The sequence below is a fragment of the Pandoraea commovens genome, assembly GCF_902459615.1.
Classification (GTDB): domain Bacteria; phylum Pseudomonadota; class Gammaproteobacteria; order Burkholderiales; family Burkholderiaceae; genus Pandoraea; species Pandoraea commovens.
In genome coordinates this window covers 19269-35858 of sequence record NZ_CABPSA010000003.1, presented here as the reverse complement: position 1 = coordinate 35858, position 16590 = coordinate 19269, and the positions used below count along the sequence as shown (strand labels likewise).

Below are 16590 nucleotides of genomic sequence, written 5' to 3'. Positions count from 1 at the left end.
GCGCTCACTTGCGCACTCCTGCCGGTGCGTCGCTTCGCGTGACGGCGGCCATTGCCGTCGGTGCTGCATCGTCAGGCTGCGCTGCGTGTTCTGCGTGTTTCGGCTGCGCTTTGTCCTGACCTTCGACGACGGTCACCGTGGCCGTACGACCGGCGACGAGACGCATGTCGGCGGGCACGTCGTCGAGCGCGATACGCACCGGAATGCGTTGCGCGAGACGGACCCAGTTGAAGGTGGGGTTGATGTTCGGCAGCATCGACGCGCCGCTGGTGCGGTCCCGATCCTCGATACCGGCGACGATGCTCTGCACATGCCCGTGCAACACGTGACGCTCGCCCATCAGGCGAATTTCCACCTTGTCGCCGATATGGATGCCGCGCATCTTGGTTTCTTCGAAATAGCCTTCGACGTGCAGCGAGCCAGCGTCGACCATTGAGAGGACCGGACGGCCCGTCGTCACGTAGTCGCCCACGCGCGGCAGACGGTCGTTCAGGTAGCCATCGGCAGGCGCAACCACGCGGGTGCGTTCCAGGTTGAGCTTCGCAAGGCGCACCGCGGCGTCGGCTTGCGCCACGGCCGCTTCACCGGATTCGACCTTGGCCTGACCGGCTTCGACGACTTCCTTGGCCACCACTTCCGTCAACTGATGATTACGTGCGTTCTCGCGACGTGCCTGCGCGAGCGTGGCGCGCTGTGCGGCGGCGGTCGCCTCGGCTTGCTGCAACGCGAGCGTGTAGCGATCACGGTCGATCACGAACAGCAGATCGCCACGGTGCACCGGCTGGTTGTCTTTGACCTCGACGTCGGTAATCAGACCGGAGACGTCGGGGGCGACCTGCACGATGTCGGCGCGAATACGACCATCGCGCGTCCACGGGGCGACCGTGTAGTAGTCCCAGAGGTGCAGCAGCACGTAGACCGCCACGCAGGAGACCGCGAGCGTCAGAACGACGGGACCGAGAGAGCGAAGTTTCAGTTTCATGGTTGGCAGGCGTGCGCGATGGCGACGATGCCGCCCAGCGCGATGATGTACACAGCAAGGTTGAATAAGGAGCGGTGCCAGACGAGCTTGTAAAAGCCGATGCGCGCCAGCACGAAGCGCAGCGCCCCCGTCAGCACGAACGCCACGACCATCAGGGCCAGCAGCGTCGGCACGAATACACCGTAGATGTCGATCTCGCCGCTCATTGGGGACTCCGGGTCAAGGCTGTGGAGGTGGGGGACGTAGGCGGGAAGAGTGCGACGTGGATGTCCATGAGCGAGGCGCGCGCGCTGCGCGAGGCCTGATCGCTATGGGCCACCAGCGAGCGCACGGCGCCCAGCAGTTTGTCTCGCAGCGTGGCGTCGGGCTGGCTCACCTGTGCGTCGAGTCGCGACTGGTAGAAGCGCGCCACGTCGGACAGCGCGGCCTCGACCGCATTGCGTTGCGATGGATTCAGATTCGGCAATTCGCGTTGTAGAGCGAGCGCGGAGAGTTCGACGCGCACTTCGGTAAAACCGTCGCTCGACGTTTCGCTTTCGCTCGCCGCCAGACGCGGCACCAGTTGGCCGAGCCGGTCGAGCAGCCGTGCCCGCAGGCGGTTGTGTTCGCTCACCGAGCGGCCCATCGCGTTCTTTGCGATGTCGCGCCAGCTCGAATGAATCAGTCGACGCATGGCGACGCGCGTGCCGAACGGGCGCGTCTGCAAGGTCCACAACAGTGCGAACAGAACCCCGGCTAGACCGGCGATGTTGTTGTTTAGAAAGCTTTGGAAGTCGGCGTTGTATCCGCCCTGAATCCCCACGAAAGTCGCCGTGTTCACCGCCACGAGCATGGCCACCATCGTGAAGCGCGGCTGTGGGATCAGTGTGCCGAGCAGCACGAACGGCACGGCAAAGAGCGCCACGAGCAGACCGAAGTCATGGGCGTTCGTCAGGATGAAGAACACGTACACGGCGGCGAACACCACGCACACGGCCGTCGCCCAGAAGAACGAGCGGATGAACGGTGCGGGCTCGTCCATCGCCGCGAAGAAGCAGCAGGCCACCGCGCCGAGCGACACGCCAGCCGCGCCGTCGTTCCAGCCCGTGTAGATCCACGCCATGCCCATCAGGAACGTGCAGAGTGCCGCCGAGATCGTCGAGAACAGCAGCAGGCCGTGGTCGTAGTGACGTGCACCGCCCAGTTCCCAGTGCGGGAAGGCGGGCGTCCATTCGGGGGCGCCTTCATGCTGTCCGAAGCGGCGTTGCAGCGAGGCGCAGTCCTGCCACAACTGCACGAGCGAGCGAAGACGGTCTTCCGTCGCGGACACGAGCGCGCCATACCAGTCCGACGCTTCACCGGCCGATTGTGGCGGCTTGAGCAGATGGGCGGGCGCGGGTGACGGTGCACCCCGGCGTAGCCACGCGACGATTTCCGCCATCTTGGCTTCGAGCGCTTCGGGCGCCCCGTTCGGATGCAAACGTAACGTTTGCACCAGCGACGCCACGGTCGAGAGTACCGGCATCATCATCGTCATGCGTCCGCGCAGTTCCTGTGCGTCGCGCACGCGCTCCGATGTATCGGCGTCATACGACAGTTGGCTGATCAACTGGTCGAGAGCCAGAATGTCGGCCGCCATGCGGTGACGGCTCATGTGGCGCGTAGCTTTACCTTCGGGGTCGGCCGACAGCATGTCGGTGGTCCAGCGCGCGGCGTCGGTGAGCCAGCGGGCCGAGCGGTCGTGCAGCACCTTCGCCACGCTCGTAGGCAGAATCACCGCGCCCACGACGCTGGCGCAGACGATGCCGAGAATGATCTCTTCCGAGCGCGCGATGGCAATGTCGAAAATGCCCGACGGAGTGTTCACGGCGGGCAGGGCGATGAGCGGCAGTGTGTACGACGCCAGCAAGAACACGTAACTGCGAGGCGAGCGATGCAGTAACGAGATATAGAGCAGCGTGCCGGTCCACAGACCGACGGCGGCCATCAGTAATTCGGGGGTGTTGACGAGCGCGGGCACGAACGCAATGGACGCCGCAGCACCCAGCAGCGTGCCGAGCACGCGGTACAGCGCCTTGGAGCGGGTTGCGCCCGTCAGCGGATGCGAGACGATGTAGACGGTGGCCATCGCCCAATAGGGGCGCGGCAGGCCGAGCGCGAGCGCGATGTACAGCGCCAGCATCGAGGCGACGAACGCCTTGATCGAGAAAATCCAGTCGCGGGAGGAAGGCCAGGTAAGCACGGTCGACGTCTTTGACTACTTTTTGGGGAGTTCCATCGCGAGGATGGACCCGTCCGGGTCCGCCGCGCGGTTGAGCGTTTCGAACACGCGCAGCACGGCATCGAAATCTTCCCGGGGGATATTCGCGAACACCTTGGCACGCAACTGGCTGAGTTCGACTTCGAGCTTTTCGGCGAGCGTTTCACCCGCTTCGGTGAGCCGCAGCGCATTGGCGCGACGGTCGCTGGCGTCCACTTCGCGCACGACCAGACCGGCCGCGCACAACTGATCGAGCAGGCGCACGAGCGACGCGCCTTCGAGCCCGACGTACTCGGCCAGCTCGACCTGACGCACACCCTGGCCAAGACGGCGGATGAACAGCAGGGGGCCGGCGCTCGCCGCGGAGATGCCGTATTCGACAATCGCGCCCTGCGATAACTGGCGCCATTGTTTGCCCGCCAGCAGCAGATGGCTGGTGAAGACAAAGCGGAGCGATTCTAGGGAGGTCATGGCGAAAGATTATATGTTAACTAATAATTAGGATGCTAGCTAATAGGCTGTTGCGAAATCCGTGGGAATCGTGGGAAGCCTCGGGCAGCATCCTTGGCAGAGGCTGACGTGGCGTGCCTTTCGGCGATGTCGGCGGGTAAGATAGCGGCATCCGGCGCGCAGGCTTCACGCCCGTCGCCAAGTGTTACGACATATTTCAAGGGACGCCCAATGACATCCAAGGGACTGGATAGCGAATCGTTCGAGCTGCTGCTCGCTGCGGTCCAACGCTTCATCCGCGAGCGGCTTGTGCCCGCCGAGAACGACGTCGAGGAGCACGACGAAGTGCCCGCCGTCATCGTCGAAGAGATGAAAGAGATGGGACTGTTCGGCCTGTCGATTCCCGAGGAGTTCGGCGGGATCGGTCTGTCGATGGTGCAGGAAGTGCGCGTGGCCTATGAGTTCGGGCAGACGTCGCTGGCGTTCCGTTCGGTGTTCGGCACGAACGTCGGCATCGGCTCGCAGGGCATTCTGATGGACGGCACCGACGCGCAGAAGCGCGATCTGTTGCCGCGCGTGGCGAGTGGCGAACTGATCATGTCGTTCGCGCTGACCGAGCCGGACGTGGGATCGGACGCGGCTGCGCTCAAGACCCGCGCGGTGCGCGACGGCGACGTCTATGTGCTCGACGGCGTGAAGCGTTTCATCACCAACGCGCCGCGCGCCGGGGCGTTTACGCTGATGGCGCGTACCGGCGGCGAGGGCGCAGGCGGCATTTCGGCGTTCATCGTCCCCGCTGACACCCCGGGCCTGTCGCTGGGCAAGGCAGACAAGAAGATGGGCCAGCGCGGCACGAAGACCTGCGACGTCGTGCTGCAAGGCGCGCGCGTCCCGGCGGCGAACATCATCGGCGGCGAAGCCGGTAAGGGTTTCAAGACGGCCATGAAGGTACTCGACCGGGGGCGTCTGCACGTGGCGGCGCTCGCCTGCGGCATGGCGCAGCGCATTCTCGACGAGTCCGTGGCCTATGCCCGCGAGCGCAAGCAGTTCGGCGAGCGCATCGGCGACTTCCAGTTAGTGCAGGCGATGCTCGCCGACAGTCAGGCCGAACTCTACGCCGGGTGGTCGATGGTGCAGGACTGCGCCGCGCGATACGACGCGAAGCCCGTGGGCAAGCGCGACGCCGACGTCAGCACGCGGGCCTCGTGCGCCAAGCTGTTCTGCACGGAAATGGTCGGACGCGTGGCGGATCGCGGCGTGCAGGTCCACGGCGGGGCGGGCTACATCAATGAATACAAGGTCGAGCGCTTCTATCGCGACGTGCGTCTGCTGCGTCTGTACGAGGGCACCACGCAGATTCAGCAGCTCATCATTGGCCGCGCGTTGATGCAGAGGGACTGAGTGAGCCGACGCGCGCTACCCTTTCTGGTGGCGTCGACGTTCTTCATGGAGAACCTCGATGCCACCATCATCACCACGTCGCTACCCGCCATGGCGACGGACTTCGGCGTCGCGCCGTCGCAACTGTCCATCGGTCTGTCGGCTTATCTCGTTGCACTCGCTGCGTTCATTCCGGCGAGCGGGTGGCTGGCGGACCGGCTCGGGCCGCGCCGCGTGTTCCCCGCCGCCATCGCGCTTTTCACGCTGGCGTCCGTGCTGTGCGCGATGAGCACAAGCCTCGGCATGTTCACCGCCTGCCGGGTGCTTCAGGGGCTGGCCGGGGCAATGATGGTGCCTGTCGGGAGACTCGTCGTGCTGCGCAATACCCCCAAGCCGGAGCTGGTGCGTGCCATTGCAACGATCACATGGCCGGGCCTCGCCGCCCCCGTCCTCGGTCCCGCGCTTGGGGGCTTCATCTCGTCGACGTGGAGTTGGCACTGGATCTTTCTGATCAACGTGCCGCTGGGCCTCGCGGCATTCGCGGGCGCGTTGTGGTTGGTCGGCCCCTCGCCGGGCGAGCGCAAGCCGTTCGATCTGCCGGGCTTCGTGATGAGCGGCGTCGGTGCCAGCTTGCTGATGTTCGGCGTCGAGCTGGCAAGCCGCACGCCTGCCGACTGGCCGATGGTGATCGGTTGCCTCGCCATCGGATTGCTCTCGATGGGCTGGTCGATCCGGCACTTCCTGCACACGCCGCACCCGCTCATCAATCTGGCGGCCATGCGCGTACAGACGTTTGCCGTGACGGTGTGGGGCGGTTCGCTTTTTCGCATGACGATCGGCAGCGCGCCGTTTCTGCTGCCGCTCATGTTCCAACTGGCGTTCGGTCTGAGCGCGGTGACGTCCGGCCTGCTGATGCTCGCACTCTTCGCGGGCAATCTCGGCATCAAGCCCGCAACGACACCGATCCTTAAGCGCTTCGGCTTCCGTCGTGTGCTGCTCGGCAACGGTGTGCTTGTCGTGATCGGCTTTCTGATGTGCGCCGCGCTGTCGTCGACGACCCCGTTCTGGCTCGTCGCGCTCGTGCTGCTGTTCGGGGGCATCTGCCGGTCGATGCAGTTCACCACGCTTGCCACGATGGCATTCGCCGACGTGCCACCTGCCGACATGAGCGGCGCTGCGACGCTGTCTTCCGCGCTTCAGCAGATGATGACGGGCATGGGCATCGCGCTTGGTGCGCTCATCCTCAAGTTCACGGAAGTGGCGGGTGTCGCACCGTTCAGCACCGCGAGTTTCCGTTGGACGTTCGTCGTCATGGCGGTGATTGCGTTACTCGCACTGATCGACGGCATGCGCCTGCCGCACGACGCTGGCGCGCAAGTCAGCGGACACAAATCGTCAGGTGCCAAACCGAAGGAAGCCAGTTGACGCACCGCGTGCAGGCATCAAGTTGGTGCGCGCGGGGCTGCGGCCCAGCGTCATGCACTGGTGCGGTGCAGCAGATTTAACGTTTTTTAGCGCCACTTTCGGGCGTTTCCCATAGACAACTTCTGATCTTCTCCTTGCCCGGTAACGCCCGGCGGGCGATATCCCACGTGCTGGCACGCTTGTTGCGTTAGCGTTAGTGCCAGCGGCAAAGGCGTCGCCGGCAAAGAATTCAGGTGCGACGTCAGGCGGGACAGCCTGCGACGTACCCACAGGACAACGGCGTCCCTCTGTGCTTCGGCACGGATGGACGCCGTTTTGTTTTTCGGGCGCTGCAGGCGCTACAGGAGAAGACAGCATGCGCAAACCTCGTCTGGTCGTCATCGGCAACGGCATGGCCGGCATCCGCACGCTCGAAGAGCTGCTTGAGATTGCACCGAACCAATACGACATCACCGTGTTCGGCGCCGAGCCGCATCCGAACTACAACCGTATCCTGCTCTCGCCGGTGCTCGCTGGCGAACAGGCGTTCAAGGACATCGTGCTCAATCCGCTCGACTGGTATGCGGAGAAGGGCATCACGCTGCATCTGGGCCGCGAAGTCACGCAGATCGACCGTCGGAGCCGCGTGGTGCGCTGTGCCGACGGCACCGAAGCGCCTTACGACCGTCTGCTCATCGCGACCGGCTCCAGCCCGTTCATTCTGCCGGTGCCGGGCAAGGATCTCGATGGTGTGATCAGCTATCGCGACATCCGCGACACCGAAATCATGATCGAGACGGCCAAGGTGAAGCGTCACGCGGTCGTGATCGGCGGTGGACTGCTCGGTCTGGAGGCGGCCAACGGCCTGAAACTGCGCGGCATGGACGTCACGGTCGTGCATCTGGCCGACACGCTGCTCGAGCGTCAGTTGGACAGCACGGCGGGCAAGCTGCTGCAACAGTCGCTCGAAGCGCGCGGCCTCGCGTTCCGTCTGTCGCATCAGACGTCCGAGATTCTCGGCGACGACAACCGCTGCGTGCGCGCCGTGAAGTTCAGCAACGGCGACGAAATCGCGGCGGATCTCGTGGTGATGGCCGCAGGCATCCGCCCGAATACCACGCTGGCGGAAGCGGCCGGTTTGCACTGCGCACGCGGCATCGTGGTGTCGGACACGCTGCAAACCTACGATCCGCGCATCTACGCCGTGGGCGAATGCGTGAGCCATCGCGGCGTGGCGTACGGTCTCGTCGCGCCGTTGTTCGAGCAGGCCAAGGTCTGCGCGAATCACCTCGCGTTGATGGGCATCGGCAGCTATCGCGGCTCGGTGCTCTCCACGAAGCTCAAGGTCACGGGCATCGATCTGTTCTCGGCGGGCGACTTTCTGGGCGGCGAGGGCACGGAGGAAATCGTGCTGTCGGACCCGGCGAGCGGCGTCTACAAGAAGCTCGTGATTCGCGACGACAAGCTCGTCGGCGCCTGTCTGTATGGCGACACGGCGGACGGCGCGTGGTACTTCAAGCTGCTGCGCGAAGGGCGCACGCTGGGCGAGTTGCGCGAGCGCATCATGTTCGGCGAGTCGAGCGTGGGCGACGTCGGCACGCAAGGGCAGAACCGCGCGTCGGCCATGGCCGATACCGACGAGGTCTGCGGTTGCAACGGCGTTTGCAAGGGCACCATTGTTAAGGCCATCACCGAGAAGGGCCTGTTCACGCTCGACGAAGTGAAGAAGCACACCAAGGCCGCCAGTTCCTGCGGCTCGTGCGCAGGGCTGTGCGAACAGATTCTGATGAGCACGCTCGGTTCGACCTACGACGCCGCGCCGAAGGAGAAGGCCGTGTGCGGCTGCACCGACCTGTCGCACGCAGATGTGCGTCGTGCGGTGCGCGAGCATCGCCTGACCACGCACCGCGCCGCCTTCGACTTCCTCGAATGGCGCACGCCCAACGGCTGCGCAACGTGCCGTCCGGCGCTGAACTACTACATGCTCAGCACGTGGCCGAAGGAAGCGGTGGACGATCCGCAAAGCCGCTTCGTCAACGAACGCGTGCACGCCAACATCCAGAAGGACAACACGTTCTCCGTCATCCCGCAGATGAAGGGCGGTGTGACGAATGCGAGCGAACTGCGCCGCATTGCAGATGTGGCCGACAAGTATCAGATTCCGATGGTCAAGGTCACGGGCGGTCAGCGCATCGACTTGCTCGGCGTGAAGAAGGACGATCTGGTGAACGTGTGGCGCGATCTGGGTATGCCGTCGGGTCACGCTTACGGCAAGTCGATCCGCACGGTGAAGACGTGTGTGGGCAGCGAGTTCTGCCGCTTCGGCACGCAGAACAGCACGCAGATGGGCATCGATCTGGAGACGATGCTCGCGAACATGTGGTCGCCGCACAAGGTGAAGCTGGCCGTGTCGGGCTGCCCGCGCAACTGCGCCGAAGCCGGGATCAAGGACGTGGGCGTGATTGCCGTCGACTCGGGCTGGGAGCTGTATGTGGGCGGCAACGGCGGCATCAAGACGGAAGTGGCGCAGTTCCTCGTGAAGGTGAAGACGGCCGAGGAGGTCAAGGAGTACACCGGCGCGTTCCTTCAGTTGTATCGTGAGGAAGCCTACTACCTCGACCGAACGGTGCATTACCTCGATCGCGTGGGCCTCGATTACGTGAAGCAGCGCGTGGTGGCGGACGCCGCCAATCGTCGTGCACTGTATGAGCGTCTGTTGTTCTCGCTCGACGGACTGCCCGACCCGTGGCAGGCGCGTATCAACGGCGCGCAAGCCAACGAGTACCGGCCGCTCACGGCGACGGCGCAGAGCGCAACGCCTGCCGACGTCGCGACCGAAACCACGACTGCCTGAGGAGATCCCATGACGACGTCATCCCAACCGATCTGGCTGCATGTCTGCGACGTAAATGCGATCCCGCGTCTGGGCACGCGTGTGCTGAACCACGCAAGCGGCAACATCGCACTGTTTCGCACCGAGAGCGACAACGTCTTCGCGCTGCGCGACAAGTGTCCGCACAAGGGCGGCGCGTTGTCGCTGGGCATCGTGCACGGCGAGAAGGTGACGTGTCCGCTGCACGCCTGGAACATCGATCTGACGACGGGCGAAGCCTGCGCACCGGACGTCGGTTGCGCACAGCGCTTCCCGGTGCGGATCGACGCGGGCGAGGTGTATCTGTCGATTGACGAGACGGTGAGCACTTCCGCGACCGAGACGGTAGCGGCCTGACGGTTGCCGCTTTTTCATCGGTTTGCGCAACACCCACGACACATACAAACAAGCGCCGGAGTCCCCATGACAACCCTCACGCAAACCACTTGCTGCTACTGCGGCGTCGGTTGCGGCATGCTCGTCGAGAGCGACGGCGAGCGCATCGTCGGTGTGCAGGGCGATCCGAACCACCCGGCGAACTACGGACGACTGTGCAGCAAAGGCATGACGCTGCCGCTGACAGCGCAGTCGCTCGCCGGACGCGTGCTGATGCCCGAGATGCGCGCCACGCGCGATGCCGAGCGCGTCCCCGCAACGTGGGACGCCGCGCTGGAAACGGTGGCGTCGCGCTTTGCCGACGTCATTCGCCGTCACGGACCGGACTCGGTGGCGTTCTACGTTTCGGGGCAGTTGCTGACCGAGGACTATTACGTCTTCAACAAGCTCGCGAAAGGGCTGGTGCGCACCAACAACATCGACACGAACTCGCGACTGTGCATGTCGAGCGCCGTGAGCGCGTACAAGATGGCGCTCGGTGCCGACGGCCCGCCCACGTGCTACGACGATCTCGAAGCCGCCCGCACTGTGATCTTCGCGGGCAGCAACATGGCGTATGCGCATCCGGTGCTGTTCCGGCGTCTGGAAGCGGCGAAGGCCGCCGATCCGTCGATTCGCTGGATCGTGGTCGATCCGCGCCGCACCGATACGGCGGCGATGGCGGACCTGCATCTGGCGATCGTGCCGGGTACGGACGTCGCCCTGTTTCACGGCATGCTGCACCACCTCATTTGGGAAGGGCGCATCGACCGTCGCTATATCGATGCGCACACGGAAGGGTTCGACGCCCTCAAGCAAGTGCTGCGCGCCTATCCGCCGCAGCTCGTCGCGGATATCTGCGGCATCGAAGAGTCGGCGTTGCGTCAGGCGGCGGACTGGTTCGGGGAAAGCCCGGCGGCGCTCTCGCTGTATTGCATGGGACTGAATCAGTCGAGCCACGGCACGGAGAAGAACCTTGCGCTCATCCATCTGCATCTGGCAACGGGGCAGATCGGACGCGCCGGTGCCGGGCCGTTCTCGCTGACCGGTCAGCCCAACGCCATGGGCGGACGCGAAGTCGGCGGACTGGCCACCATGCTCGCCGCGCATCGCGATATCGGCAATGCGGCCCATCGTGCCGAAGTCGAACAGCTCTGGGGCGTGCAGGGACTCTCCGACACGCCGGGCCTGCCCGCTGTGGAGATGTTCGATGCGGTGCGCGACGGACGTATCAAAGCAATCTGGATCGCCTGTACGAACCCTGTGCATTCGATGCCGGACAGCGCACGCGTGCGCGAAGCGCTGGCAACGGCGGAGTTCGTCGTCGTGCAGGAAGCTTTTCATCAGACGGATACGGTGCCCTACGCGGATGTACTGCTGCCCGCCGCGAGTTGGGGCGAGAAGGCCGGTACCGTCACGAATTCCGAGCGCCGAATTTCGCGTGTGCGTGCGGCGATCCCCGCACCCGGCGATGCGCGCGCTGACTGGTGGATTGCGAGCGAAGTGGCGCGGCGTCTCGCACCGAAGCTCGACGCGTCGCCCGAGCCGTTCGCGTTTTCGTCCATCGAGACGATCTTCAACGAACATCGCACGCTCACGCTCGGCCGCGATCTCGACATCGGCGGCATCGATTACGCCTTGCTGGAGCGTGACGGTCCGCAGCAGTGGCCGTATCCGGCGGGCGCAGCGCGCGGTGCGGCCCGGCGCTATGAGGACGGCGTGTTCGCGACCGGCGACGGCCGTGCGCGCTTTCACGCGTTCGAGTATCGGCCGGTGGCCGAGCCGATCAATGCACGGCATCCGCTGCGTCTGATTACGGGACGGTTGCGCGATCAGTGGCACGGCATGAGCCGCACAGGGCGCGTGGGGCAGTTGTTCGAGCATGCCCCTGAACCGGCGCTGACGATGCATCCGGCGGATGCGGCGCGTCGCAGCTTGCGGGCGGGCGACTTCGTGCGCCTGTCGAGCCGTCGCGGTGAACGGGTGCTGACGCTGACGGTGAGCGATGACGTGGCATCGGGCACGGTGTTCGTCCCGATGCATTGGAGCGGTCAGTTTCTCGGTGGCGGTGGCGTGAACGACACCACGATCGGTACCGTCGACAAATACTCGAAGCAACCGGAATTGAAGCATGCAGCGGTGCGCGTCGAACCCGTGACGTTGCCGTGGCGCGTGGCGGCGGTGCGTCGTGGCGATGCGCTGCAATTGCACGCGACCGTGCAGCCGTTGCTCGCGGAGCGACGGTTCGCGACGGTGCGGCTGGAGGGCGACGACCGGCTGGTGGTGACGGCTGCCGACGCTGAACCGGATGCCGATTGGCTGGAGCGTCTGCATACGGCGTTGGCCCTGCCGCGAGACGAATCGCTGCTGGAGTATCGCGACGCGCGCCGTGCAATGACCAAGCGCGTTGCTTGGTGCAACACGCTCATCGACGGTGTGCTGGTCGCGGGCAGCGAGGCGGATATTGCGGGATCGACGACGTTGCTCGCACGTGTGAAAGGGGCATCGCCGTGGACGCGCGCACGTCACGCGGTGTTCGTCGCCGATAGCGGGCCAGCGGTGCCGCGAGATCGCACCGTATGTCAGTGCAAGTCGGTGACGGCGTCGAGCATCGACGCAGCGATTGCCGCCGGGGCCGATGTCGCGCAACTGAAGGGGAAGCTTGGCTGCGGGACGGTTTGCGGTTCGTGCGTGCCGGAGTTGCAGCGCATGTGTGCGGCGTCAGCGGTGACGACGAATGCAGCTTAAGTGTCGTGAGCGACGAGCCTCCATGCACGACATCGAGGATGTAAAGGAATCAAGGGAGAACGATCATGAAGAACGGCAAAGTCACTCTGCTCAGCGCCGGACCTGGCGCGCTCGATCTGCTGACGTTGCGCGCGGCACGCGTGCTCGGCGAGGCGGACGTGTTGCTCGTGGACGATCTGGCCAATCCCGAGATCGCCACGCTCGCACCGCGGGCGCGCGTGATTGCCGTGGGCAAGCGCGGCGGTTGCCGCTCGACGCCGCAGGCGTTCATCGAACGGATGATGTGCCGCTTCGCGAAGCGCGGCGCGCATGTGGTGCGGGTCAAGGGCGGCGACGCGCTGATGTTCGGTCGCGCGGGCGAGGAAATGACGGCGTTGCGGCGTGCGGGCGTGCCGGTCGAGATCGTCAACGGCATCTCGTCGGCGTTCGCGGCGGCGGCCGGTCTGGGCATGTCGCTCACGCACCGCGATCATTGCGCGGGCGTGACCTTCGTCACGGCGCACCGGCAGGACGGCAGTGCCCCGAACTGGTCGGCGCTCGCCGCGACGGGCACCACGCTGGCGATTTACATGGGACTGCATCGGGTGGAGGCGTTGAGCGCGACGTTGCTGGCGCATCTCGATGCAGACACACCGGCGGGCGCGGTGCAGTGGGCGGGCACACCGCAGGAGCGCCGCATGGTGACGACGCTGGGGCGACTGGCGGCCGACGTGCGCGCGCAAGGATTCGCCAGTCCGTCCATTCTGCTCGTCGGCGGAGCCGTGGGTGAGGCGTCGGTAGCGATGGGCGGGATGGGCGTAGTCGCTGAGGAAGTTGTCGCTCGTGCCGCCTGACGTTCCCGTCACCAAGAGCGAGCACGGCATGCTGCGCGTGCTGCTCGTGACCGACACCGACAAGCCGATTGGCGAGTTGCGGGCGGCGCTCGCGCGTCTGGGATGCGAGATGCTGGCCGAGGTCGCCAAGCCGCAGGCGTTGCCGCGCGTGGTGGAGAGCGAGCGGCCGGACGTGGTCATCATCGATACCGAGTCGCCGTCGCGCGACACGCTGGAGCAGTTGGCGGTCATGAATGCGGCCGCACCGCGTCCGGTGCTGATGTTTTCCGCCGACGGCAATCAGTCGCTCATTCGTGCGGCCGTCGACGCCGGGGTGACGGCGTATTCCGTCGAAGGGCTGGCAGCGGACCGTCTCGCACCGATTCTCGAAGTCGCGCTCGCGCGCTTCGCCCATGAGGAGAAGTTGCGCGCGCGACTGGCCAAGGCGGAAAGCGAACTGGCCGACCGCAAACTGATCGACCGCGCGAAGCGGCTGCTCATGGACCGGCGGCGGATTTCCGAGCAGGAGGCCTACGCCATCCTGCGCAAACGGGCGATGGATCAGGGCGAGAAGCTCGTCGAAGTGGCGCGCCAGCTCGTCTCGATTGCCGAATTACTGGGATAGACACTGCACATGTCGACGTCATCATGGTTGGCTTCCGATGGGCCATCGCCGGACCGGCAAGATCGAATTTCGGACGATGTGCCGGAGAAGCGTCATTTGCGTGTGGGGTTCGTCGCGCTGTCGGATGCTGCGCCGTTGGTCGTGGCAAAGCGTCTGGAGCTAGGGCACGAGCATGGACTTACGCTGGAACTGAGCCGGGAAGCGTCCTGGGCGGCGATCCGTGACAAGCTGCTCACCGGTGAGCTGGACGCGGCACATTCGCTTTACGGGCTGGTCTACGGCGTGCAGCTGGGCATTGGTGGGCCGCGCGAGGATATGGCCGTGCTCATGGTGCTTAACCGCAACGGACAGGCAGTGACGGTGACACCGTCGCTAGCGGACGTACTGGCTGAGACGGGCGATCTGCGTGAGGCATTGGTGTCGCTCGGCCACAAGCCGGTATTCGCACAGACGTTCCCGACGGGCACGCACGCGATGTTCATGAATTACTGGTTCGCTGCGCAGGGCATCGATCCGTTGCGCGACATTACCAGCATGGTGATTCCGCCCGCGCATATGGTCGCGGCGATGGAAGAGGGCGGGCTGGACGGTTTCTGCTGCGGCGAGCCGTGGCACGCGGTGGCGCAGGCGCGCGGGTTGGGCCGGACAGTCGCGGTGTCGAGCGATATCTGGCCGAATCACCCGGAAAAAGTGCTCGCCTGCCGACGGGACTTCGTCGCCCGTTATCCGAAGACGGCGCAAGCGCTGGTGCGCACGCTGCTGAGCGCGTGCCGGTGGCTGGACATGCCGGGGCACCGGGCGGAAGCGGCGGGCTGGCTGGCGGAGCCGGCGTGGGTGGGGGCGCCGCGCGATCTGATCGCGGCGCGCTTGCTGGGGGATTTCGGACGCTTGTCCGGTCGGCACGCGTTATTGCCGGTGAGCTTCTTTGACGGTGGCGTGGTGAATTACCCGCATCCGTCGGACGGGATGTGGTTCGTCTCGCAGTACCGTCGTTGGGGGATGGTGGGGGACGATGCGGTCATTCATGCCGCGCAAACGGCGGCGGAAGTGAATCAGACGGACCTGTTCGCGGCGGCGGCGCGCGCGGAGGCGGTGCCGGTGGTGTCGGAGGCTAGCGGCGAAGTGTTGTGCGATGGTCGCCGGTGGGATGCGGCGAGTGCTGCCGATCTGACGGCTTACATCGATGGATTCGCCATTCGGGCGCGCTGAGCGGTCGGCGTCTTACTGTGCGAAGACGTCGCAATCGACGCCGCCACGCGCAAGGCAGGCGCGCACGGCGCGTTCGCGGTGACGGTGATGCATGTTCAGGTGATAGACGAGTGCGAGCAGGACGACTTGTCGCGACACGTTGGCGAACACGGGTTCGAGCCCGGCTGCGCGGGCCAGTTCACGGCGCAGGACGGGGTGCAGACAGGCGAGGGCGAGGATCGCGAAAGATCCGGGCACTGCGAGAAACGCCGCTAAAGCAATCTTCTTTTTCATGGCCGTCGTGTGTGGTGAGGGCGTTGTGAGGACGCACCTGCTGGAGACGGTTGGGTTCTTAACGGAAACCGGCGCACCGATGTGCGCCGGTTTTTCCATTTTGGCGGGCGTCTCCTCCCGTCTCACTGCATCACAGCATGTGTGACAGTGTAGGGAGCCGCCTCATTTCGATAAACGCGCGAAAATGAAAGCCTCTCTTGCGTAAAGTGAGGGGAATCATGTCAGGGAGGGAGTCGTATGTCGAAGGTGCTTGAGGGACGCTGCTTATGCGGTGCCATCAGCTTCGAGATTCGCGAGCCGATGGTCAAATTCAGTCACTGCCATTGCACGCAATGCCGCAAGGGACACGGCGCGGCATTCGCGAGCTATGGACGAACGAAGCGTAAAGACCTTTACGTCCTGTCGGGTAAAGAGCGCATCAAAGCATACGCCTCGTCCGAATCGGTCCGCAGGGAGTTCTGCGCGGACTGCGGGTCTTCTCTTTTCTGGTCGAGCAATACCCCGGAGTTGGCCGATTGGATCTCGGTAGCGTTAGGGACGGTCGACACCCCTTTCGCCGCCCCGGGGCAGCGGCATCTTCATGTGGCGTCGAAGGCGTCTTGGTATGAGATTGAGGACCTGTTGCCGCGGGACGGTTGACGTCTGGTCAGCTTAAAGTCATCTCGCTATGGTCTCGAGACGGATGGCAATTTTCGCACTCAAAAATCTACGGCAGGCCTGCTCCGGGCCATAACAACTTCGGAAAACACAATGTATACAAGTGTTTAAATCGTCAATAGAGGAGCGTTCATGATCCTAAGGGTTACAAATGATTACAAATCATTTGGGGTGTCGCTACACTTCGTTGGCGAGCCATATTGAGAATCATAGATATGAGCCCGTGATTTTCCATACATGAGAGACGCACAAAATAATGGAGAGCACATGAAGGGGTTCTTAAAAACATTCGCGGCCGTGGCTGCAGGCTTTGCTGCTCAAAGCAGCAATGCTGTGCAGATTCCGGTTCACACACCCACGCAAACGGTTGATACAACATCAGTCGCATCAGCCGACGCAGTAAGTCCCGAGTCAATCGCTGTGACCACTTCGACGGGAGACACTTTCAGCTTCGTGTTGAAGCGATCAAACGAAGAAGGTGCGTCGCTCATGGCATATCACCGTTCGCACTCGTCTCATTCATCACATTCTTCGCATTCGTCCCACTATTCCAGCCGTTATTAA

Annotated in this window: 15 protein-coding genes; 10 read left to right on the top strand and 5 right to left on the bottom strand. The window is 64.4% G+C overall.

The features are described 5' to 3' along the window. Nucleotides 1–4 precede the first annotated feature (4 nt). From PCO31010_RS10560 to PCO31010_RS10545, 4 genes are read right to left on the bottom strand one after another with little or no spacing between them, the layout of a single operon-like run. On the bottom strand, nt 5–982 hold the full coding sequence (locus tag PCO31010_RS10560) for an efflux RND transporter periplasmic adaptor subunit (protein WP_150664254.1): 978 nt from the start codon (nt 980–982) through the stop codon (nt 5–7). Next, on the bottom strand, nt 979–1188 hold the full coding sequence (locus PCO31010_RS10555; RefSeq protein WP_039400588.1) for a DUF1656 domain-containing protein: 210 nt from the start codon (nt 1186–1188) through the stop codon (nt 979–981). The genes PCO31010_RS10560 and PCO31010_RS10555 overlap by 4 nt, the downstream gene beginning before the upstream one ends. Further along, on the bottom strand, nt 1185–3203 hold the full coding sequence (locus PCO31010_RS10550; RefSeq protein WP_150664253.1) for an FUSC family protein: 2019 nt from the start codon (nt 3201–3203) through the stop codon (nt 1185–1187). Before PCO31010_RS10550 ends, PCO31010_RS10555 begins: the two co-directional genes overlap by 4 nt. Before the next feature lie 15 nt (nt 3204–3218). Further along, a complete protein-coding gene (locus PCO31010_RS10545; protein ID WP_150662332.1) occupies nt 3219–3692 on the bottom strand; it encodes a MarR family winged helix-turn-helix transcriptional regulator in 474 nt (157 codons plus the stop codon). 210 nt (nt 3693–3902) lie between these two features. Between PCO31010_RS10545 and PCO31010_RS10540 the strand changes: the two genes are divergently transcribed. The 8 genes from PCO31010_RS10540 (at nt 3903) to PCO31010_RS10505 (ending at nt 15096) form a co-directional block, all read left to right on the top strand. Next, nucleotides 3903–5072, top strand: coding sequence for an acyl-CoA dehydrogenase family protein (locus PCO31010_RS10540; RefSeq protein WP_150664252.1), 1170 nt, complete (start codon nt 3903–3905; stop codon nt 5070–5072). Next, the gene (locus PCO31010_RS10535; RefSeq protein ID WP_246184547.1) at nt 5073–6476 is read left to right on the top strand and encodes an MFS transporter; all 1404 of its coding nucleotides are present in this window, start codon (nt 5073–5075) and stop codon (nt 6474–6476) included. It abuts the gene before it with no gap. A gap of 355 nt (nt 6477–6831) precedes the next feature. Then, nucleotides 6832–9309, top strand: coding sequence for a nitrite reductase large subunit NirB (gene nirB / locus PCO31010_RS10530; protein WP_150664251.1), 2478 nt, complete (start codon nt 6832–6834; stop codon nt 9307–9309). A gap of 9 nt (nt 9310–9318) precedes the next feature. Next, nucleotides 9319–9684, top strand: coding sequence for a nitrite reductase small subunit NirD (gene nirD / locus PCO31010_RS10525; protein WP_150664250.1), 366 nt, complete (start codon nt 9319–9321; stop codon nt 9682–9684). Between the two features lie 66 nt (nt 9685–9750). Continuing rightward, nucleotides 9751–12450, top strand: coding sequence for a nitrate reductase (locus PCO31010_RS10520; protein ID WP_150664249.1), 2700 nt, complete (start codon nt 9751–9753; stop codon nt 12448–12450). 65 nt (nt 12451–12515) lie between these two features. Further along, the gene (gene cobA, locus PCO31010_RS10515) at nt 12516–13283 is read left to right on the top strand and encodes a uroporphyrinogen-III C-methyltransferase (protein ID WP_150664248.1); all 768 of its coding nucleotides are present in this window, start codon (nt 12516–12518) and stop codon (nt 13281–13283) included. 28 nt (nt 13284–13311) lie between these two features. Continuing rightward, nucleotides 13312–13887: an ANTAR domain-containing response regulator gene (locus tag PCO31010_RS10510; RefSeq protein ID WP_039404017.1), complete on the top strand. Its 576-nt coding sequence runs from the start codon at nt 13312–13314 to the stop codon at nt 13885–13887. 9 nt (nt 13888–13896) lie between these two features. After that, nucleotides 13897–15096: a CmpA/NrtA family ABC transporter substrate-binding protein gene (locus PCO31010_RS10505; RefSeq protein ID WP_150664247.1), complete on the top strand. Its 1200-nt coding sequence runs from the start codon at nt 13897–13899 to the stop codon at nt 15094–15096. 12 nt (nt 15097–15108) lie between these two features. Here PCO31010_RS10505 and PCO31010_RS10500 read toward each other — a convergent pair whose 3' ends face one another. After that, nucleotides 15109–15369 (bottom strand): hypothetical protein, encoded by a 261-nt coding sequence (locus PCO31010_RS10500; protein WP_150664246.1) that lies wholly within the window; start codon nt 15367–15369, stop codon nt 15109–15111. Between the two features lie 237 nt (nt 15370–15606). Here PCO31010_RS10500 and PCO31010_RS10495 point away from each other — a divergent pair, with 237 nt between their 5' ends. Continuing rightward, on the top strand, nt 15607–16008 hold the full coding sequence (locus PCO31010_RS10495; protein WP_150664245.1) for a GFA family protein: 402 nt from the start codon (nt 15607–15609) through the stop codon (nt 16006–16008). Nucleotides 16009–16263: 255 nt separating this feature from the next. After that, complete coding sequence (hxsA2, locus tag PCO31010_RS27195; RefSeq protein ID WP_425495012.1) at nt 16264–16590, top strand: His-Xaa-Ser repeat protein HxsA2; 327 nt, start codon at nt 16264–16266, stop codon at nt 16588–16590.